Source organism: Streptomyces griseoviridis, from assembly GCF_005222485.1.
GTDB classification, from domain to species: Bacteria; Actinomycetota; Actinomycetes; order Streptomycetales; family Streptomycetaceae; genus Streptomyces; species Streptomyces hintoniae.
In genome coordinates this window covers 7,479,104-7,499,350 of sequence record NZ_CP029078.1, presented here as the reverse complement: position 1 = coordinate 7,499,350, position 20,247 = coordinate 7,479,104, and the positions used below count along the sequence as shown (strand labels likewise).

The 20,247-nt window shown below is 71.5% G+C and carries 15 protein-coding genes and 1 tRNA gene; 6 read left to right on the top strand and 10 right to left on the bottom strand.

Annotated features, from left to right (window positions below):
• Positions 1-23 precede the first annotated feature (23 nt).
• Complete coding sequence (locus DDJ31_RS32470; RefSeq protein ID WP_127176846.1) at positions 24-713, bottom strand: DJ-1/PfpI family protein; 690 nt, start codon at positions 711-713, stop codon at positions 24-26.
• Positions 714-924: 211 nt separating this feature from the next.
• Between DDJ31_RS32470 and DDJ31_RS32465 the strand changes: the two genes are divergently transcribed.
• On the top strand, positions 925-1,863 hold the full coding sequence (locus tag DDJ31_RS32465) for a GlxA family transcriptional regulator (protein WP_127176847.1): 939 nt from the start codon (positions 925-927) through the stop codon (positions 1,861-1,863).
• A gap of 140 nt (positions 1,864-2,003) precedes the next feature.
• On the opposite strand, the gene DDJ31_RS32460 is transcribed toward DDJ31_RS32465, so the two are convergent.
• The 6 genes from DDJ31_RS32460 to sucC all read right to left on the bottom strand — a co-directional run bounded on the left by DDJ31_RS32460 (position 2,004) and on the right by sucC (position 8,326).
• Positions 2,004-2,450 carry an RICIN domain-containing protein gene (locus tag DDJ31_RS32460; protein WP_127176848.1) on the bottom strand — a complete coding sequence of 149 codons (447 nt, stop codon included), beginning with the start codon at positions 2,448-2,450 and terminating at the stop codon, positions 2,004-2,006.
• Between the two features lie 202 nt (positions 2,451-2,652).
• Positions 2,653-3,753 carry a helix-turn-helix domain-containing protein gene (locus DDJ31_RS32455; RefSeq protein ID WP_127176849.1) on the bottom strand — a complete coding sequence of 367 codons (1,101 nt, stop codon included), beginning with the start codon at positions 3,751-3,753 and terminating at the stop codon, positions 2,653-2,655.
• Between the two features lie 294 nt (positions 3,754-4,047).
• A tRNA-Leu gene (locus DDJ31_RS32450) sits at positions 4,048-4,135 on the bottom strand.
• 188 nt (positions 4,136-4,323) lie between these two features.
• Positions 4,324-5,916 (bottom strand): aldehyde dehydrogenase family protein, encoded by a 1,593-nt coding sequence (locus tag DDJ31_RS32445; protein ID WP_127176850.1) that lies wholly within the window; start codon positions 5,914-5,916, stop codon positions 4,324-4,326.
• Between the two features lie 365 nt (positions 5,917-6,281).
• Entirely contained in the window at positions 6,282-7,181 is a 900-nt protein-coding gene (gene sucD, locus DDJ31_RS32440) for a succinate--CoA ligase subunit alpha (RefSeq protein ID WP_127176851.1), read from the bottom strand.
• Positions 7,182-7,195: 14 nt separating this feature from the next.
• The gene (gene sucC / locus DDJ31_RS32435) at positions 7,196-8,326 is read right to left on the bottom strand and encodes an ADP-forming succinate--CoA ligase subunit beta (RefSeq protein ID WP_127176852.1); all 1,131 of its coding nucleotides are present in this window, start codon (positions 8,324-8,326) and stop codon (positions 7,196-7,198) included.
• A gap of 143 nt (positions 8,327-8,469) precedes the next feature.
• Between sucC and DDJ31_RS32430 the strand changes: the two genes are divergently transcribed.
• The 5 genes from DDJ31_RS32430 to DDJ31_RS32410 all read left to right on the top strand — a co-directional run bounded on the left by DDJ31_RS32430 (position 8,470) and on the right by DDJ31_RS32410 (position 16,471).
• On the top strand, positions 8,470-10,152 hold the full coding sequence (locus tag DDJ31_RS32430; RefSeq protein ID WP_127176853.1) for a thiamine pyrophosphate-binding protein: 1,683 nt from the start codon (positions 8,470-8,472) through the stop codon (positions 10,150-10,152).
• A 10-nt stretch (positions 10,153-10,162) separates the two neighbouring features.
• On the top strand, positions 10,163-11,404 hold the full coding sequence (gene frc / locus DDJ31_RS32425) for a formyl-CoA transferase (RefSeq protein WP_127176854.1): 1,242 nt from the start codon (positions 10,163-10,165) through the stop codon (positions 11,402-11,404).
• A gap of 4 nt (positions 11,405-11,408) precedes the next feature.
• Positions 11,409-13,553 carry an acetate--CoA ligase family protein gene (locus tag DDJ31_RS32420; RefSeq protein WP_127176855.1) on the top strand — a complete coding sequence of 715 codons (2,145 nt, stop codon included), beginning with the start codon at positions 11,409-11,411 and terminating at the stop codon, positions 13,551-13,553.
• Between the two features lie 121 nt (positions 13,554-13,674).
• On the top strand, positions 13,675-15,063 hold the full coding sequence (locus tag DDJ31_RS32415) for an MFS transporter (RefSeq protein ID WP_127176856.1): 1,389 nt from the start codon (positions 13,675-13,677) through the stop codon (positions 15,061-15,063).
• A gap of 1 nt (position 15,064) precedes the next feature.
• Positions 15,065-16,471: an OFA family MFS transporter gene (locus tag DDJ31_RS32410; protein WP_127176857.1), complete on the top strand. Its 1,407-nt coding sequence runs from the start codon at positions 15,065-15,067 to the stop codon at positions 16,469-16,471.
• A 72-nt stretch (positions 16,472-16,543) separates the two neighbouring features.
• On the opposite strand, the gene DDJ31_RS32405 is transcribed toward DDJ31_RS32410, so the two are convergent.
• The 3 genes from DDJ31_RS32405 to eboE are packed head-to-tail and all read right to left on the bottom strand — an operon-like array spanning position 16,544 to position 20,244.
• Positions 16,544-17,620, bottom strand: coding sequence for a sugar phosphate isomerase/epimerase family protein (locus DDJ31_RS32405; RefSeq protein ID WP_127176858.1), 1,077 nt, complete (start codon positions 17,618-17,620; stop codon positions 16,544-16,546).
• Between the two features lie 60 nt (positions 17,621-17,680).
• Positions 17,681-19,078 (bottom strand): nucleotide pyrophosphatase/phosphodiesterase family protein, encoded by a 1,398-nt coding sequence (locus DDJ31_RS32400; protein WP_127176859.1) that lies wholly within the window; start codon positions 19,076-19,078, stop codon positions 17,681-17,683.
• Entirely contained in the window at positions 19,075-20,244 is a 1,170-nt protein-coding gene (gene eboE, locus DDJ31_RS32395; protein WP_127176860.1) for a metabolite traffic protein EboE, read from the bottom strand. The genes DDJ31_RS32400 and eboE overlap by 4 nt, the downstream gene beginning before the upstream one ends.
• Positions 20,245-20,247: the final 3 nt, after the last annotated feature.

The window sequence follows — 20,247 nt, the reverse complement described above, 5'->3', positions numbered from 1 at the left end:
GTGGTGCGCGCCGGCGCGCTGGGTCACAGGCCGGCGGGTGCGGGGCCCTGGTGGCGCCAGACGGTGCCGCGGCGCTCATGGGCGAAGAGTTCCTCGACGGCGTGGGCGATCCGCGGGCCCACCATGCGCTCCAGCAGGTACAGGCCCAGGTCGAGGCCGGAGGTGACGCCGGCGCCGGTGACGAGGTCACCGTCGTCGACGATGCGGGCCTTGACCGCGTGGACGCCGGTGGCGTCGAGCATGTCGAGGCCCAGGTGGTGGGTGGTGGCGTAGCGGCCCTCCAGCAGGCCGGCCATGGCCAGGACGAGCGAGCCGCCGCACACCGCGCCGAGCGTCACGTCGGGGTTGTCCATCGCCGCCTTCAGCAGCGCGGGCAGCTCGGTCGTCAGGGTGCGGCCCAGCAGGACCGGGATGAATTCGTCCGGTCGCCATTCGTCCGCCCCCGCGTGCTGGTCGGGGACCTCGCCCGGCTCGCCCACGCGGCCCGAGGCGCCGGGGACCAGGATCAGGCCGGGGCGTGCGGCATCCAGGGCGGCGGTGGCGCGCAGGACCAGGCCCCCGGTACCGCTGACCACCTCACGCGGCCCCTCGGCGGAGACCAGTTCCACGCTCAGGGCACCGCCGGAAGCGGTGCCGCCGGCGTACAGCACTTCATAGGGGGCGATGACATCGAGCGGGTCGAAGCCGTCGAACAGGATGATCTGGGCATGCACGGAGAGGTTCCTTCGCGGGTGGTCGTCATCCGGCCCGTGCCGGAGTCGCTCCCGACGCTAACGGGGCCGCCTCCCCACCCCCAGTGGCATGAGTGACACCTTCCAACGGAATAACGCCACGGAGGCCGGTAAGGCTGCTGAACTGCCAAAACCGCAGAAAAAGTCGCACCGAGACCAGAAACGGAAGCCGGAGAACAGATAGATTCCTGCCATGCACACCATTGCCGTCCTAGCCTTGGACCAGGTGATCCCCTTCGATCTGTCCACCCCGATCGAGGTCTTCTCCCGGGTCCGCCTGCCCGACGGGCGCCCCGGCTACCAGATCCGCGTCTGCGCCGAACGGCCGGAGATCGACGCCGGCGTCTTCACCGTGCGCGTGCCCTGGGGGCTGGACGATCTCAGGGCCGCCGACACGATCATCGTTCCCGGCGTCGCCGACGCCACGGCGCCGGTCACCGGTGCCGTCCGCGACGCGCTGCGCGCAGCCGCCGAGAACGGCACGCGCATCGCCTCCATCTGCTCAGGCACCTTCCCCCTGGCCGCCACCGGACTCCTCGACGGCCTGCGGGCCACCACCCACTGGGCCGCGGCCGATCTCCTGGCCGCGGCCCACCCCGACATCGAGGTGGACCCAGACGTCCTGTACGTCGACAACGGCCAGATCCTCACCTCCGCCGGCGCCGCCGCAGGCCTGGACCTGTGCCTGCACATGATCCGCCGCGACTACGGCTCAGCCGTCGCAGCCGACGCGGCCCGGCTGTCCGTCATGCCCCTGGAACGCGAGGGCGGACAGGCGCAGTTCATCGTCCACCCGCACGCCCCCACCCCCCAGGGATCGACACTCGAACCGCTACTGGCCTGGCTGCAGGAGAACTTGAGCTCCGAACTCACCCTCGCCGACATCGCCGCCCACGCCGGAACCAGCACTCGCACCCTGATCAGGCGCTTCCGCGAACAGACCGGATCCACCCCGCTCCAGTGGCTCCACCGCGCACGCATCCGCCAGGCCCAGCACCTCCTGGAAACCACGCACCACTCCGTCGAACGCATCGGCGCCCAGGTCGGGTTCGGCTCGCCCACCGCCTTCCGCGACCGGTTCAAAAGGACCACAGGCGTCAGCCCCCACGCCTACCGCCGCGCCTTCAGCTGACACATCGCGCCGGGCCGCCCCCACAGAACTCCCAGCCCGGACGAATCCGTACCGGGAGTTCTGTGGAGCCGATCGGGGCAATGACGTGTCGACCAGATCGAGCAGGCGTGATCTTCGGGACGGTGGCGCGCTCTGGTGGCTCAGTACCAGTGCTGGGTGGCGGAGCCGTTGCAGTCCCACTGGTTGGCTCCAGCGCCGTTCGCGGTGGAATCCCCCCGAATCTCAAGGCACTTGCCCGAGTTTCCGTTGACGAGAGTGTACGAAGAGGTCCAGTACCACTGCTGGGTGGCGGAGCCGTTGCAGTCCCACTGGTTGGCCCCGGCGCCGTTCGCGGTCGAGTCCCCCCGAATCTCAAGGCACTTGCCCGAGTTCGCGTTGACGAAAGTCCCCCAGCCGGACAGGTTGGAGCTGTACCACTGCTGGGTCGCGGAGCCGTTGCAGTCCCACTGGTTGGCCCCGGCGCCATTGGCGGTCGAGTCCCCCCGAATCTCCAGACACTTGCCCGAGTTCCCGTTCACCCAGGTGTACGGCCCCGCCATCGCGGGCGCGGCACCGGCGGACGGCGCACTCGCCCCACCTATGAACATGGCGATTCCGGCGGTCAGTACCACTGTTCCCCTGCTGATACGAAGGTTCAAGGCTCTCCCTCAGTCGGTGGCGGACCCGGAATCACCGCGCCGTGACTCAGCCGAACGCTCCGGCGGCCGAGTGAGGTTGACGTCGCCTCGCGACACGTCCTTCCGGCTTCCTCATGCACCTGACCAGTGTGTGAGTCGACCGCGACGTCCGTCATTGGCATGGAGCGCATGAAGGCTTGTCCCTGGACGCACTACGAGGAACCGGCCCCGATGTCAGTTGGCACCCGACGCCGGGCCCGATGTCAGCCGGCCCCGACGCCGTGGTCGTCCGACCACACATACCCAGGGTCCTGCGGCGGTGTTCGCCGGGCGGGAGGCCGTAGGCGGCGCGGAACGCGCGGCTGAAGCGGTCCGGAGCGCCCATGCCCCATCGCGCGCCGATGGCGTGCACGGGGACGGCCAGCAGCCTCGGGTCGGCGAGGTCCGCGTGGCATCGCTCCAGTCGGCGCCGTCGGATCATCGTCGACACCGTCTCGCCCCGGTCGCGGAAGAGCCGGTGAAGGAGCCGTACGGAGATGTGGTGGTGTGCCGCGATGGCGCCGGGACCGAGCTGGAGATCGCCCAGGTGGTCCTGGACGAAGAGGTCGATGCGGGCCAGCAGCACTTGGTGCCGCGTTTCCGGAGGGAGGCGGTCCAGCGCATCAGCCTGGGCGGCGAACAGTCCCGCGGCCAGGTCCAGACTCGCCAGACCCAGACGCGGGCTGTCCAGGGGGGCCAGCGCGGACGCCTCCCGGGCGACCGAGGTGAGGTGGTCAGCGAGGACGCGGCCCATACCGGTTCGCCCCGATACGGCACACGCGAGCAACCGGTCCATCCTGGCCTCGGGAACAGGGAGCATCTCTCTCGGCAGGTGCAGGATGATCGCCCGCGCGGAGCCGACGCCAGGCCCGCTCACGGCCCGGCCCCGGTAGGGCCGCGAAGACGTCCAGACGGCGAAGTCGCCGGCGGACAACCGAGCCTCGTTGCGACGCTGGGAAACCTCCATGGAACCGCCCAGAACCAGGGTGAGTTCATAGGTCTCCGGGTCCCCCCGGCGGACGAGCTGCGCGGTGCGCTCCGACTGGACCGTGGGGAAAGCCATCGTCGTCAGCTGGATCCGCCCCATCCCGAGGGACCCGATGCTCCCCGTGAAGTCCGAAGCCTCGTCGCTGGTGATCCTGGTGGGCGCCACACCCGCGCCGACCACCTCGCACCACCAGTCGAAGCGCTGCTCCCGCGGCAGCCCCACCGTGTCGAACTCCATGAACGTCATCGGACCCCCTGGGAAGCACGTGTCTGCCTGCCCACCGTCGCCAACGGGTCCCCACGACGCAATCGGCATCCCCGATATGGCCGAGGCGGTGCCGGAGATGGCTAGATGGCTTGGCCCCCCTTGTCTCCAGCCCTCTGCCCGCCGCCTGCCGCCCGCCTCCCGCCGCTCGCCGGGAATCCCGTCAGCCACCCCTCGCCGAGCAAGACCCCGAACACAGAAGAACTCCCAGCCCGGACGAATCCGTACTGGGAGTTCTGTGAGACTGACCTGGGTACTTGCGTGAGATACCCGCGATGGTGTCCGAGGGGGGACTTGAACCCCCACGCCCGATAAAGGGCACTAGCACCTCAAGCTAGCGCGTCTGCCATTCCGCCACCCGGACTAGGTGTCTGCCGCCTGGCCGGGGGTGTTCCCCGCGGCGACATGGACAACAATACCAAGCTTTCGGAGCGCCTTTCACCTGCGTTTCCGCCTCGCGGGCGGGGACGGCAGGGTGCGGACGGGAGGCCGTGGACGATCACCCGAGGTGGCCGCGTCCTCCTCACGACCCACCGCCCGCAGCCCACCGCATCACGGCATCAGGTGGTACTCCGGGAAGTTCCCCGGCAACCGTTCCCCCCGCGGTCCCCGCGTCACCGCGCGGACGAGGAGTTCACCGCCGACGAACGCGCCGCGCCAGGACGCGCCGAGGCCGCCGAACAGTTCGTCGCGGTCGCCTCGGGAGCGGGGGCTGCCGTGGCCGACCTTGAACGCCCTGATCTGCGGGGCGAGCCGGTCGAAGGTGGCCCGGTCGTCGGTGGACAGGGTGGCCACCAGCGCGCCGTTCGAGGCGTTCATCGCGGCCAGCAGCTCCGCCTCCGTGTCGACCAGCACGACGGTGTCGACCGGGCCGAACGGCTCCGCGTGGTGCAGCGGTGAGGACGGGGGCGAATTGAGCAGGGTGACCGGCTGGACGTAGGCCGAGGTGTCCTGGCCGGGCAGGAAGCGCGCCGTCGCCGGGTCCGCGCGGTGCAGCGGGACGGCGCCGCGTTCGACGGCGTCGGTGACCTGTGCGCGCAGCTCCGCCGCCTTGGCCGCGTTGATCACCGGCCCGAGGTCCAGCTCCGGGTACGGGTCGTCGGGGTGCTCGACGGCCAGCGGGTGGCCGACCCTGAGCGTGCGGACCGCCGGGAGGTACGCGGCCAGGAACGCGTCGAACAGCCGCCGTTGCACGACGATGCGCGGGTAGGCCGTGCAACGCTGTTTGCCGTAGTCGAAGAGTCGGGGGACGACGGCCGTGAACGCTGGCCAGTCCGAATAGTTCCAGATGCCCCAGGTGTTCAGTCCTTCCTGTTCGAGTACGTGCCGGGTGCCGAGGTCCGCCACGGCGGTGGCGACAGCGGCCCCGGTGTCACGGCCGCCGACGAAGGAGACGCAGCCGATCTCGGGCGAGCGCACCAGCGCGCGGGACAGCTCGCCTCCGCCGCCGCTGACGAGGGTCACCGGGATTCCCTCACGCGCGGCGAGCGCGCCGGCCAGGGTGAGGCACGCGAGACCGCCGTCGGTCGGGGTCTTGGCGATGACCGCGTTGCCCGCCAGTGCCTGTACCAGCAGTGAGTGAACGAGCACGCTCATCGGGTAGTTCCAGCTCGCGATGTTGGATACAGGACCGTCCAGCGGGGCCCGTCCGGCGACCATCCGTTCGATGCCGTCGACGTACCAGCGCACGCCGTCGACGGCCCGGTCCACGTCGGCCCGCGCCGACCGCCAGGGCTTGCCGATCTCCCGGACCAGCAGCAGCGCGAGGAGGTCTCGGTGTTCGGTGAGGGCGTCGAGGGTGGCCGTGACCCGGGCCCGCCGTTCGGCGAGCGGGACGTGCCGCCAGGCGCGGTGCTGGTCGAGGGCGGCGCGGACCGCCCGGTGGGCGGTGTCGCCGTCGAGCCGTGGCGGACCGGCGACGGGGGTGCCGTCGACCGGGCTGACGGCGGGCAGGGTTCTTCCGCCCGGCCGCCAGGCCGCGCCCCAGAGGTTGAGGACGTGGTCGTCCCGGAACGCCTCGGGGGCGACGGCGAGGCAGCGGCTCCAGGCGTCGGACCAGGCGGTGCCCGCTTTGAGGGTGAGCGTCGGGGGTGGCGTCGGGGCGGGGGTCGAGGTCGGTGGGTCGGTCGGGGTGAGGGTTGCCATCGTGTGCTGCTCCGCTCTCGGTGCACGGTCGGGGGCGGGAGGTGCGTGGCGCGGCGGGCGTGAGGCGGCTTGGCTGTGTGCGCGGGGTGGGTGCGGCGCGGTGCACGAGGAGATGGAGAGGGAGACGCGGGACAGAGCGCGCGGGGAGACCGGTGACGGAGATGTGGGACAAGGCGCGCGGGGAGATCGGTGCCGGAGATGCGGGACAAGGCGCGCGCGGAGATCGTGCGCCGGAGCGCCCGGGAAGACGCGCGCCCAGGTGCGCCCATGGGCGCGTGCAGGGGCGCCGGCGTCGTCCGCGCTCCTCGCTTCCGCTTCCCCGCGCCCCCTCACCGTCACCGCTGCCGCTGCCGCTGCCGCTGCCGTCAAACGATCGCCGTGCGCATCCCACCTTCGAGGTGCGCGAGGACGAGCCCCGCCGTCTCCGTCGGTGTCTGGCCGACCCGTACGCCTGCCGCCTCCAGCGCCTCCTTCTTCGCGCGGGCGGTGCCCGACGAGCCGGAGACGATGGCGCCCGCGTGACCCATCGTCCTGCCCTCGGGGGCGGTGAATCCGGCGATGTAGGCGACGACCGGCTTGGTGACGTGGTCGCGGATGTGGGCGGCGGCGCGTTCCTCCGCGTCGCCGCCGATCTCTCCGATGAGGACGATCAGTTCGGTGTCGGGGTCGTCCTGGAAGGCGGTGAGGCAGTCGATGTGGGTGGTGCCGACGACGGGGTCGCCGCCGATGCCGACGCAGGTCGAGAAGCCGACGTCGCGCAGCTCGTGCATGAGTTGGTAGGTGAGGGTGCCCGATTTGGAGACGAGGCCGATCCGTCCTGGCTTGGTGATGTCGGCGGGGATGATGCCCGCGTTGGAGCGGCCTGGCGTGATGAGGCCGGGGCAGTTGGGGCCGATGACGCGCGTGCCCCTGGACCTCGCGTGGGCGTGGAAGGCGACGGCGTCGTGGATGGGGACGCCTTCGGTGATGACGACGGCGAGGCCGATCCCGGCGTCGGCTGCCTCCATGACGGCCGCTCCGGCGAAGGCGGGCGGCACGAAGACGACCGTGACGTCGGCGCCGGTGGCGTCGATGCCCTCGCGCACGGTGCCGAAGACGGGGAGGGCACGGCCGTCGACGTCGACCGTGCGGCCCGCCTTGCGCGGGTTGACGCCGCCGACGACGTCCGTGCCGGCGGCGAGCATGCGCCGGGTGTGCCGCATGCCTTCGGCGCCTGTCATGCCCTGGACGAGGATCTTGCTCTTCTCGGTGAGATAGATGGCCATGCGGTCGCGTCTCCCTAGGCGGTGGTCGCGAGTCGGGCGGCCCGGCGGGCGGCGCCGTCCATGGTGGTGGCCTGCTCGATCAGCGGATGGGCGCGGGCGTCGAGGACGGCCCGGCCGCGGGCCGCGTTGTTGCCGTCGAGGCGGACGACGAGCGGTCTGGTCAGCCGGACGGTGTCGAGCGCCGTGACGATGCCCTCGGCGACGGCGTCGCAGGCGGTGATGCCGCCGAAGACGTTGACGAGGACGGCTCTGACGTCCGGGTCGGAGAGGATCACGGACAGTCCGTCGGCCATGACCCTGGCGGAGGCGCCGCCGCCGATGTCGAGGAAGTTGGCGGGGCGGGCGCCGCAGCCCGCGACCACGTCGAGGGTGGACATGACGAGTCCCGCGCCGTTGCCGATGACGCCGACCTCGCCGTCGAGTTTCACGTAGGTGAGGCCCTTGGCGGCGGCCTTCGCCTCCAGGGTGTCCTCGGGTTCGGCGTCGGGGCCTCTCCACCGCGCGTGCCGGAAGCGGGCGTTGTCGTCGAGGGTGACCTTGCCGTCAAGAGCGACGATCCGGCCCTCTTCGGTGCGCACCAGCGGGTTGACCTCGACGAGGAGGGCGTCCTCGCGGACCAGTACCTGCCAGAGCCGTACCAGGACGTCGACGGTCTGCGGGGGCAGTCCCGCCGCGTCGGCGATCTCGCGTGCCTTCGCCGAGGTGACGCCCTCGGCGGGGTCGACGGGGACCCGGGCCACGGCCTCGGGGTGGGCCGCGGCGACCTCCTCAATGTCCGTGCCGCCCTCGGCGGAGGCGATCGCGAGAAAGGTTCCGGCCGTGCGGTCGAGGACGTACGAGACGTAGAACTCGCTCTCGACGGCGACGGGCTGGGCCAGCATCACGGTGCGGACCTGGTGCCCGTCGATGTTCATGCCGAGGATGCGGCGTGCCGTCAGTTCCGCCGCGGCGGGGTCGGCGGCGAACCTCACTCCGCCCGCCTTGCCTCGTCCACCGGTCCTCACCTGCGCTTTGACCACGACCCGGCCGCCGAGGCCGCGGGCCATCGCGCGGGCCTCCGTGGGCGAGTCGGTGACCTCGGCCCTCGGTACCACGATGCCGTGCGCGTCGAAGAGTTGCCTTGCCTGGTGCTCGTACAGGTCCATCTCGGCTCCTGTCTGAAAGTGCCGCACGCCCCCTGGACACCACCCACCGGATGCGGGATAACAAGCTTCATACAGTATTCGTCGACTGTATGCAATCTACCGCGAGAGAGCTCCAACCCCCTACGAAGGGACAGGACTTCGCCATGCCCGACGACACCCAGGACGTCATTTCCGGTGGTCATCTCGTTGCCAAGGCGCTGAAGGCCGAGGGGGTCGACCGCATCTACACCCTGTGCGGCGGCCACATCATCGACATCTACGACGGCTGCGTCGACGAGGGCATCGAGGTCGTCGACGTCCGCCACGAACAGGTCGCCGCGCACGCCGCCGACGGCTACGCCCGGATCACCGGCAGGCCGGGCTGCGCCGTCGTCACCGCGGGCCCCGGCACCACCGACGCCGTCACCGGCGTCGCCAACGCCTTCCGCGCGGAGTCCCCGATGCTGCTGATCGGCGGCCAAGGCGCCCTGACCCAGCACAAGATGGGCTCCCTCCAGGACCTCCCGCACGTCGACATGATGGCGCCGATCACCAAGTTCGCGGCGACCGTCCCCGACACCGCGCGCGCCGCCGACATGGTCTCCATGGCGTTCCGCGAGTGCTACCACGGGGCGCCGGGGCCCTCCTTCCTGGAGATCCCGCGCGATGTGCTGGACGCCAAGGTCCCGGCCGCCGCGGCGCGCGTGCCCCGGCAGGGCGCCTACCGCGCCTCGACCCGGTCCGCGGGCGACCCGGACGCCGTCGAGAAACTCGCCGACCTGCTGGTGCACGCGGAGAAGCCGGCCGTCCTGCTGGGCAGTCAGGTGTGGACGACCCGGGGCACCGAGGCCGCCGTCGACCTCGTCAGGACCCTCAACATCCCCGCCTACATGAACGGCGCGGGACGCGGCACCCTCCCGCCCGGCGACCCGCACCACTTCCAGCTCTCGCGCCGGTACGCCTTCTCGCACGCCGACGTGATCGTCATCGTCGGTACCCCCTTCGACTTCCGGATGGGCTACGGCAAACGCCTCTCGCCGGACGCGACCGTCGTGCAGATCGACCTCGACTACCGCACCGTCGGCAAGAACCGCGACGTCGACCTCGGGATCGTCGGCGACGCCGGACTGGTGCTTTCGTCGGTGGCCGAGGCCGCCTCCGGGCGGATCGACGGCGGGGCGTCGCGGCGCAAGGAGTGGCTCGACGAACTGCGCGCGGTCGAACAGGCCGCCCTCGCGAAGCGGTTGCCGAGCCTGCGCTCCGACGCCTCGCCGATCCACCCGTACCGGCTGGTCAGCGAGATCAACGACTTCCTCACCGAGGACTCGATCTACATCGGCGACGGCGGCGACATCGTCACCTTCTCCGGGCAGGTCGTCCAGCCCAAGTCGCCAGGACACTGGATGGACCCGGGTCCGCTGGGCACCCTCGGCGTCGGCGTGCCCTTCGTGCTGGCCGCCAAGCAGGCACGCCCCGACAAGGAGGTCGTCGCCCTCTTCGGGGACGGCGCCTTCTCCCTCACCGGCTGGGACTTCGAGACGCTCGTCCGCTACGACCTCCCCTTCGTCGGCATCGTCGGCAACAACTCCTCGATGAACCAGATCCGTTACGGCCAGGCCCAGAAGTACGGCCCGGAGCGCGAGCGGGTCGGCAACACCCTCGGCGACGTCCGCTACGACGAGTTCGCCCGGATGCTCGGCGGCCACGGCGAGGAGGTCCGCGACCCCGCCGACATCGCCCCCGCGCTCCGGCGTGCCCGCGAGTCCGGCAAGCCGTCGCTGATCAACGTCTGGGTCGACCCGGACGCGTACGCCCCCGGAACCATGAACCAGACGATGTACAAGTGAGGTGACCCTCATGACCGGCACAGCGGCCAAGGCACTCGAAGGAATCCGCGTCCTCGACATGACGCACGTCCAGTCCGGACCCTCCGCGACCCAACTGCTCGCCTGGCTCGGCGCGGACGTCGTCAAACTGGAGGCACCGTCGGGTGACATCACGCGCAGGCAGTTGCGTGACCTCCCCGACGTCGACTCCCTCTACTTCACGATGCTCAACTGCAACAAGCGGAGCATCACCCTCAACACCAAGACCCCGCGCGGCAAGGAGATCCTCACCGAGCTGATCCGCCGCTCCGACGTCCTGGTCGAGAACTTCGGGCCGGGCGCGGTCGACCGGATGGGCTTCACCTGGGACCGGGTCCAGGAGATCAATCCACGGATCGTCTATGCCTCCATCAAGGGGTTCGGCGAGGGCCCGTACACCGATTTCAAGGCGTACGAGGTCGTCGCGCAGGCCATGGGCGGGTCGATGTCGACCACCGGTTTCGAGGACGGGCCGCCGCTGGCGACGGGAGCCCAGATCGGGGACTCGGGGACGGGTGTGCACGCCGTGGCGGGGATACTCGCCGCGCTGTTCCAGCGTGAGCGCACCGGGCGTGGTCAGCGGGTGAACGTGGCCATGCAGCACGCTGTGCTCAACCTCTGCCGGGTGAAGCTGCGCGATCAGCAGCGCCTGGCCCACGGCCCGCTCTCCGAATACCCCAACGACGACTTCGGCGCCGAAGTTCCCCGGTCCGGGAACGCGTCCGGCGGCGGCCAGCCCGGCTGGGCGGTCAAGTGCGCGCCGGGCGGCCCCAACGACTACGTGTACGTCATCGTGCAGCCCGTCGGCTGGCGGCCGTTGAGCGAGCTGATCGGCCGGCCCGAACTGGCCGACGACCCGGACTGGGCGACACCGGAGACCCGGCTGCCGAAGCTCGGCAAGATGTTCCAGCTGATCGAGGAATGGTCCTCGACGCTCCCCAAGTGGGAGGTGCTGGAGAAGCTCAACGGCCACAACATCCCGTGCGGGCCGATCCTGTCGACCAGGGAGATCATCGAGGACGCCTCGCTGGTCGCCAACGAGATGGTCGTCACCGTGCCGCACCCCGAACGCGGCGAGTTCGTGACCGTGGGCAGCCCGCTCAAGCTCTCCGACTCCCCCGTGGACGTGACGAGCTCGCCGCTGCTCGGCGAGCACAACGCGGAGGTGTACGGCGGTGAGCTGGGGCTCGGCGACGACGAACTGCGCCTGCTCGTCTCGGACGGAGTGATCTGACGTGATGGCGGAAGACCGGAAGCAGAAGGTGCGCGCGCTCCTCGACGCGGTGCGCTCCGAGGGACGGCTCGCGCTGACCGCGCCCGAGGGCAAGGTGATCGCGGACGCCTACGGGATCGCCGTGCCGGGCGAGGAGGTGGCCGGCGACGTCGACGAGGCGGTGGCGTACGCGGCGCGCTTCGGCGGGCCCGTCGTGATGAAGATCGTCTCGCCGGACATCCTCCACAAGACCGACGCCGGCGGTGTGGTCGTCGGCGTGGAGGGCGCAGCCGACGTCCGGGCCGCGTTCCACCGGATCGTCACGAACGCGCGCGCGTACGACGCGACCGCGCGCGTCGAGGGCGTCCAGGTCCAGGAGTTGCTGCCGCAGGGGCAGGAGGTCATCGTCGGGGCGGTCACCGATCCGACGTTCGGGAAGGTCGTCGCGTTCGGGCTCGGCGGGGTGCTCGTGGAGGTCCTGAGGGACGTCACGTTCCGGCTGGCGCCCGTCAGCGCCGACGAGGCGCTGTCGATGCTGGACTCCGTCCGGGCGGCGGAGGTCCTGCGCGGGGTGCGGGGACAGGCGGGCGTGGACCGGTGGGCGGTCGCCGAGCAGATCAGGCGGGTGTCGCAGCTGGTGACGGACTTCCCGGAGATCGGCGAGGTCGACCTCAACCCGGTGATCGCGACCCCGGAGGGCGCGGTCGCCGCCGACATCCGCGTCATCCTCGCCGAACGGCAGCCGCCGCCCCGGCGCAGGTACGCGCGCGAGGAGATCCTCGCCTCCATGCGGCGCCTGATGGAACCGTCGTCGGTCGCCGTGATCGGCGCCTCCAACGAACCGGGCAAGATCGGCAACTCGGTGATGCGCAACCTCGTCGACGGCGGGTTCGCCGGTGAGATCCATCCGGTGAACCCGAAGGCCGACGACATCCTCGGCCGCAAGGCGTACCGGAGCGTCATCGACGTGCCCGGTGAGGTGGATGTGGCGGTCTTCGCGATCCCCGCCAGGTTCGTGGCCGCGGCCCTGGAAGAGGTGGGCCGCAAGAAGATACCCAACGCCGTGCTGATCCCCTCGGGGTTCGCGGAGACCGGCGAGATCGCCCTCCAGGACGAGATCGTGGCCATCGCCGAACGGCACGGCGTCCGGCTGCTCGGTCCTAACATCTACGGCTACTACTCGACCTGGCACGACCTCTGTGCCACGTTCTGCACGCCCTACGACGTCAAGGGCGGGGTGGCGCTGACCTCTCAGTCGGGCGGGATCGGCATGGCCGTCCTGGGCTTCGCGCGGACCACGAGGACGGGTGTGTCGGCGATCGTCGGGCTGGGCAACAAGTCGGACCTCGACGAGGACGACCTGCTGACCTGGTTCGGCCAGGACCCGCACACCGACTGCGTGGCGATGCACCTCGAGGACCTCAAGGACGGGCGGGCCTTCGTGGCGGCGGCGCGCGAGACCGTGCCGAGGAAGCCGGTCGTCGTCCTGAAGGCGGGGCGTACGGCGGCGGGCGCGAAGGCGGCGGGCTCGCACACCGGGGCGCTCGCGGGCGACGACGCCGTCTACGACGACATCCTGCGGCAGGCCGGGGTGATCAGGGCGCCCGGTCTGAACGACATGCTGGAGTACGCGCGCGCGTTGCCCGTGCTGCCCACTCCGCGCGGCGACAACGTCGTCATCATCACCGGGGCGGGCGGCAGCGGGGTGCTGCTCTCGGACGCCGTCACCGACAACGGCCTCTCCCTGATGGAGATCCCGCCGGACCTGGACGCGGCGTTCCGGCGGTTCATCCCGCCCTTCGGGGCGGCGGGCAACCCGGTGGACATCACCGGGGGCGAGCCGCCGTCGACGTACGAGGCGACGATCCGTCTGGGGCTCGAGGATCCGCGCGTCCACGCGCTCGTCCTCGGCTACTGGCACACCATCGTCACTCCCCCGATGGTCTTCGCCGAACTCACCGCGCGCGTGGTGGCCGAGTTCAGGGAGCGGGGCATCGAGAAGCCCGTGGTGGCGTCGCTCGCCGGTGACGTGGAGGTCGAGGAAGCCTGCCAGTACCTCTACGCGCGCGGGGTGGTGGCGTACCCGTACACGACCGAGCGGCCGGTGGAGGTGCTCGGCGCGAAGTACCGCTGGGCGCGCGCGGCGGGCCTGTTGGGGGGCGGTTCATGAGGTGAGGGGTGAGGGGCCGGGCGGCGGTGCGCGCCGGCCCGCCCCGGGGACCCGCGCGTGCACGGAAGGCATGGGACAGGGGGCGCCTGCCAGATCTTTCGACGCAAGGGGGTGCTGCACGATGAGAACCACCGATGGCCAGGTGGCCGTCCCGTACCGCGAGGTGACGGACCGCCACGGCCGGGCGTACCGGATCGGCGAGTCCGACGTCGACCTCATGGGCCGGGCACGTGTCTGGATGGCCGTCCTGCCCTGGGCGGGCATGGCGGCCGTCGCTCTCGCGGGGTGCGCGTTCGCGGTGGCGGGTGAGGTGCTGCACGGGGCGCGTCCCTGGAGCGACGGGCGGCTCCTGTGGCCGCTGGGCGTCTGGGTGTCCTGCCAGGGGGCGGTGGCCCTCTCCACCGGGCGGCTGCGGGCGAGCGGCGGCCTCCCCGCGCGCGTGGCGTTGCCGCTCGGTGCCGCGGCCACCATGGTGGCCGGTCTGCTCCTGGTGTGCGTACCGGACGCGGCGCCCGCCCGGCTCGGCTTCGCGGTGTTCGGGGGCGCGGGCGCCGGGATCGTCCACGCGACCTGTGTGACGACGGCGGGCAGGTGGTACCCGGACCGTCGGGGCGCCGCGACGGCCCTGGTCAGCGGGGGATTTCCGTACGGGCTCGTGCCGCCCGCGTTCCTGCTCGCTCCGCGCGTGGAGGTGCACGGGCACGCGACGGTCCCGGCCGTGCTGGGCGCCGTCGGGTGTCTGGCGACGGCATCGATCGGACGGCTGTTCGAGGAGCCGCCGAGGAACTGGTGGCCCGCGCGTATCGATCCGCTCCGCCCCGGCGGCGCCGCGGCCGTGCGCCCGGGGACGGCACGGAACCCGCCCGCCGTCCGGCAGTTCGGGCCGGGAGAGGCCGCCAGGACGCCCGTCCTGTGGCTGCTGTGGTGCTGTCTGCTCTGCGCGGGCGGCGTCGGCGTCCTCGGCCTCGCCTTCGAGGTGCCGTTCGGTCGGAGCGCGGGGTTCGGGGGCGGGGTCGTCTCCGCGGCACTGTTCGCCGGAGCGGTCGTCAACGGCGTCGGGCTCGGTGCCGTCGGCCTCCTCTCCGACCGCTACGGGCGGCGCGCCACGCTGGTCGTCGTGTGCGTCGCGCTCGGCACCGCGCAGTTCGGTGTGCCGCTGTCGGGCCGGCTCGGCAGCCAGCCGTTCTTCCTGGTCTGCGTCCTGCTGTCCGGCCTCACCGGCGCGGCGGTCCTCCCGCTGCTCGCGTCCATGACGGCCGACTGCTTCGGCGAGAACGACCTCGCCGCCCACCACGGCCTCGTCCACAGCGCGACGGCGGCGGCCGGCCCGGCCGTCGCGGCGCTCGGCGCGGGGCCGCTCGGCGCGCGCGACTTCCATGGCGCGTTCGTCCTGGCGGGCTCCCTGGGGCTCGCCTCCTCCGTACTGGCGCTCTTCCTGACCGCTCCGGGCCGCCCGAAGGTCCGGCGCGTCGTCCCCAACCCGCAACCGCTCGGCGAGGAGATGGCCTGACATGTCCGCGGAACCCACCGCAGCAGGCACGTCGTCGGCAGAACCCGACGTAGCCCACCGTCCCTACCGTGAAGTGACCGACACCCGAGGCCGCGTGTACCGCGTCGGCGAGAGCGACCGGGACATCCTCGGCCACTCCCGCAAGATCATGGTGTACCTGCCGTGGCTCGCCATGATGGCGATCAGTGTCTTCGAGTACGCGTACGGCTCGGCGGAGGACACCCTGTCCCACGCGCACGGCTGGACGCAGAGCAACACCTTCTGGATCCTCAGCGTCTGGGTGTTCTTCCAGGCGGGCATCGCCTTCCCAGCGGGCTGGCTGCGCGAGAAGGGCGTCCTGACGGCCCGCAGGGCCATGTTCACCGGCTCCGCGATGTGTCTGGTCGGGTTCTTCGCCCTGTCGCATCTGAGCAACGTGTGGCTGGCCGTGCTCGGCTTCGGCGTGATCGGGGGCATCGGCGCCGGGTTGATCTACGCGACCTGCATCAACATGGTCGGCAAGTGGTTCCCGGAACGCCGGGGTGCCCGTACGGGTTTCGTCAACGGCGGCTTCGCGTACGGGTCGCTGCCGTTCATCTTCATCTTCAACTACGCCTTCGACACGGCTAACTACCACCGGGTCCTGGATCTGATCGGCTGCTACATCCTGATCGTGGTCTTCGGGTGCGCGTTCTTCTTCAAGGACCCGCCGAAGAACTGGTGGCCCGCCGACATCGACCCGCTGACGTTCGCCGGTGACGCGAAGAACGCGGCGAGCCTCGCGAAGAACCCCCCAGCGGTGCGGCAGTACACACCGAAGGAGGCCGTCAGGACGGGGATGCTGCCGCTGATGTGGGTGGCCATCGTGATGACCGCGGGGGTGTCGATCTTCGGGATCTCCTTCCAGGTCGACTACGCCAAGGAGGTCGGCTTCGGGCCGCTGGTGGCCGCCTCCTCCATGGGCGTCATGGCGGTCATCAACGGTGTCGGGCGCGGGGTCGTGGGCTGGCTGTCGGACAAGTGGGGCCGCAAGTCGACCCTGGTGTTCGTCATCGTGGTGCTGGGGCTCTCCCAGTTCGGCGTGATCCTGGCGGGCGAGGTGCGGAGCGAGTGGCTGTTCCTGGTCTTCGCGTTCCTGTCCGGGTTCGGCGGCGGCGCGTTCTACCCGATGTTCGCGGCCCTGACACCGGACTACTTCGGGGAGAACTACAACGCCTCCAACTACGGTCTCGTGTACAGCGGCAAGCTGATCAGCGGTCTCTTCGGCGGCGGCCTCGGCTCCATGGTGGTCGCGGCCTGGGGCTACAACGGCGCCTACGCGCTGGCGGGCGGCGTCTCGATGGTCGCGGCCGGCATCGCGCTGCTGCTGCGGCAGCCGGGCCGCGGCGGCGAGGTGACGGCGGTCGCCCGGCCGCGCACCTCCGGCTGACGACGGCGCGCACGCGCGCGTGAGGAGGCCCTCCCCGGTTGCGGGGAGGGCCTCCTCACGGCTGGGCGCGGTTCAGCACTTCTCGCGCAGGGAGTGCAGATAGGCGCTGGAGCGGCGGGCGAAGCGGAGGGAGTCGGTGGGCTGGTCGTGCTCGGTCTGCCAGTGGTGGGCGAGGCGCTCGCCGCGCAGCCGGGTCACCGCGGACAGGAACTTCTGGTAGTCGATGTCGCCGTCGCCGACGTCGACCATCCGGTAGCCGAACTGGTTCTGCGGGTCACTGACGCCGTCCTTGACATGGAAGAGGGGGTAGCGGTGCGGCTGCCGCAGGACGTAGGCGAGCGGATCGAACGGCGCGGGCCTGCCGTCGGGCCGGGTGGAGAAACGGAACTGGCCCGCGTACGCCCAGAAGATGTCCATCTCCAGGAACACCAGGTCGGGGTCGGTCTCGGCGAGCAGGACGTCGTAGAGCCTGACCTTGGGGTTGTCGCTGGCGAAGCCGAACTCGTCGGAGTGGTTGTGCTGGTAGAACTTCATGCCGCGCGCCCGCGCCGCCGCGCCGTACCTGTTGAAGTCGGCGGCGGCGCGCTTCCAGGCGTCCACGGTGTCGCCGTAGCGGAACGGGCCCGAGGCGGTGCCGATGTGCTTGAGGCCGAGGGCCTGGGCGTCGTCGAGGACCTTGGTGAGGTTCTCGGCGAAGGTGTAGGCGTTCGGGTCGTTCGCGTAGTAGCCGACGTGGCTGCCGATCGGGGTGAGGCCGTGGTCCCGGGCCAGCCGGCGCAGCTGGGCCAGGGTGATGGCCCCCGCGGAGCCCTGGGTGTATCCGGCGAACTCGACCTCGTCGTAGCCGTACCGCTCCAACTCCGCGAAGACGGCGGCGAAGCCGAGCGTGGAGACCTTGTCGCGCAGGCTGTACAGCTGCACCCCGAGCCGGCCGGGGGGCAGCAGGGCGCGGCCCCGGCCGTGACCGTGCCCGGCGGCGGAGGTGGCGGGTTCCGCGGGGGCGCGGGACGCGGAGGACGGGGACGCGGCGGCGGGGGTGGCCGCGGCGCCCAGCAGCGCGGCCGCGGTGCCGCCCGCGGCGACGCCCAGCATGCCCCGTCTGGTCAGGCGGTGGGTGAGTTCGGGGTCGGAGTGCGAAATGCGGCTCATGTCTGGAACTCCTCGGGATCGCGGGCCGTTGTCAGTGGTGAGTGCTTCACTGGTGACCAGTCAGGAGAGACCGGCCAGTTGGAGCAGGAGCGACTTGACGTCGGTGGCCGCGAGGCGGTCGCCGACAGCACGGGGGGTGGAGCAGATGAGGAGCGGACCGTCGTCGTCGCTCGCCGGAAGGCGGCCGTGGCTGCCTCGAATAGGTGACGGGTCGAGCGGCACGACCGCCATCCGGTAGCGCATGCCGAGTCGCTTGCGGGCCAGCGCGCCGGCCGCCTTGACCTTGACGTACGGGTCGAGCGGGTCCATGAACAGTTCGACCGGGTCGTAGCCGGGTTTGCGGTGGATCTCGACGAGCTGCGCGAAGTCGGGCGCACGGCTGTCGTCGAGCCAGTAGTAGTACGTGAACCAGGCGTCGGGTTCCGCGACGGCGACGAGTTCGCCGGCTCGCGGGTGGTCGAGGTGATGGGCCTTCTTGCCCTCGTCGTCGAGGAGTCGCTCGACCCCGGGCAGCTCGGCGAGGACGGCTCGCACGGCGTCGACGTCCTCGGGTCTGCGCACATACACATGGGCGATCTGGTGGTCGGCGACCGCGAAGGCGCGGGAGGCCATCGGGTCCAGGTACTCCATGCCGTCCTGGGTGTGGACCTCGAGGAGTCCGGCGCGGCGCAGGGCCCGGTTGATGTCGACGGGCCGGTCCACGCGGGTGATGCCGTACTCGGAGAGGACGACGACGGTACGGCCCTCGGCTCGGGCGTCGTCGAGGAGCGGGGCGACGGCCGTGTCCAGGTCGGTGGCCGCCCGCAGGGAGCGCGGGTCGTCCGGGCCGAAGCGCTGGAGGTCGTAGTCGAGGTGAGGGAGGTAGCAGAGCGCCAGGTCCGGGTGGCGGGTGCGCAGGATGTGCCGGGTCGCGTCGATGATCCACCGGCTGGAGACCAGGTCGGCGCCGGGTCCCCAGAAGTGGAACAGCGGGAAGGTGCCGAGCAGTTCGGTGAGTTCGTCGTGCAGCTCGGGGGGCCGGGTGTAGCAGTCGGGTTCCTTGCGGCCGTCGGCGTAGTAGACGGGACGGGGGGTGACGGTGAGGTCGGTGTCGGCGCCCATCGCGTACCACCAGCAGATGTTGGCGACGGTGTAGCCGGGGTGGGCGCGGCGGGCGGCGTCCCAGAGCTTGTCGCCGGCGACGAGGCCGTTGTGCTGGCGCCACAGGAGGACGTCGCCCAGCTCGCGGAAGTACCAGCCGTTGCCGACGATGCCGTGCTCGGACGGGTGGGTGCCGGTGAGGAAGGTGGACTGGGCGGCGCAGGTGACAGCGGGCAGGACGGTACCGAGGGCGGCGCGCGAGCCGGCCCCCGCGAGCCGCTTGAGATGGGGCATGTGGTCGAGGAGACGGGGGGTGAGGCCGACGACGTCGAGGACGAGGAGCGGGGTGGGCCGCGGCTCGGCGGCAGGGGTGCTCATGGGAGTTCCTTCAGGCCGAGGTCGGTCAACAGGTCTCGGGCGAGGATGAGTTCGGCGGCGATGCCGTCGGCGAGCTGGGCCCGGCCGCGGGGCCGCAGCGCGGCGGGGAGGGCCTGCCAGGTGTAGGTCTCGACCTCCAGGTGGCGGGTGAGCGGGTGCGGACCGCCGACCAGCCGGGCGAGGGCGGCCTCCAGGACGGGGAGCGTGGAGGTGAGGGGCGCGGCGGGGGCCGCGTGCAGCGGGACGTGGAAGTGGGCACGCCAGGGCGCCGCGTCCGGGAGGGTGTCCGCGGCGAGTGCCTCGCCGAGGTCGTCGGTGCCGCGCAGGCCGGCGGCGGTGGCGGTGCGGGTCTGGTGCAGGAAGCGGGGTTCGTCGAAGGCGGCGAGCGCGGCGCGGACCTCGGGCAGGTGGGGGTGCTCGGCGTGCAGGGCCGCCGACAGCTGGGACTTGACGACGGGCACACCGGCGGCGACGAGAGCGTCGAGGGCGGTGTGCGGGTCTTCGAAGGAGGTGGCGAGATGGCAGGTGTCGACGCACACGCCGATCCGCGGGTGGGCGAGCGCGGTCAGCGGGGTGAGGGCGTCGGCGGTGGTCTCGACGACACAGCCCGGTTCGGGTTCCAGGCCGACGCGGATGGAGCGGCCGGTGAGTTCGTGGAGGGCGTCGAGGCGTTCGGCGAGGGTGGCGAGAGCGGCGCGGGCCTTCTCGGCGCGCGGCTCGCCGTAGGCGGTGCGCCAGGCGAGCGGCAGGGTGGAGACGCTGCCCTCGGTGACGTCGTCGGGCAGCAGATGGGCGAGGACCCGGGCGAGGGAGGTGGTGTGGTGCAGACGTTCGGGGTCGGCCCAGTCGGGGCGGTAGACGCGGTACTTGACCTCCTCGGCGCCGAAGCCCTCATAGGGGAAGCCGTTGAGAGTGACGACCTCGAGTCCGCGCCGGTCCAGTTCGGCACGCAGGCCGCGCAGTGCGGACGGGTCGGTGACCAGGGCGTGGGCGGCGTCCTTGGCGAGCCAGAGTCCGATGCCGAGGCGGTCGCGGCCCAGGCGCCTGCGGACCGGCTCGCAGTGGTCGCGGAGTTGGGCGAGCACGCCGTCGAGGGTCTCCGCGGGGTGGACGTTGGTGCAGTACGCGAGGTGGACGACGGAGCCGTCGGGGTGCCGGAAGCGCATGGC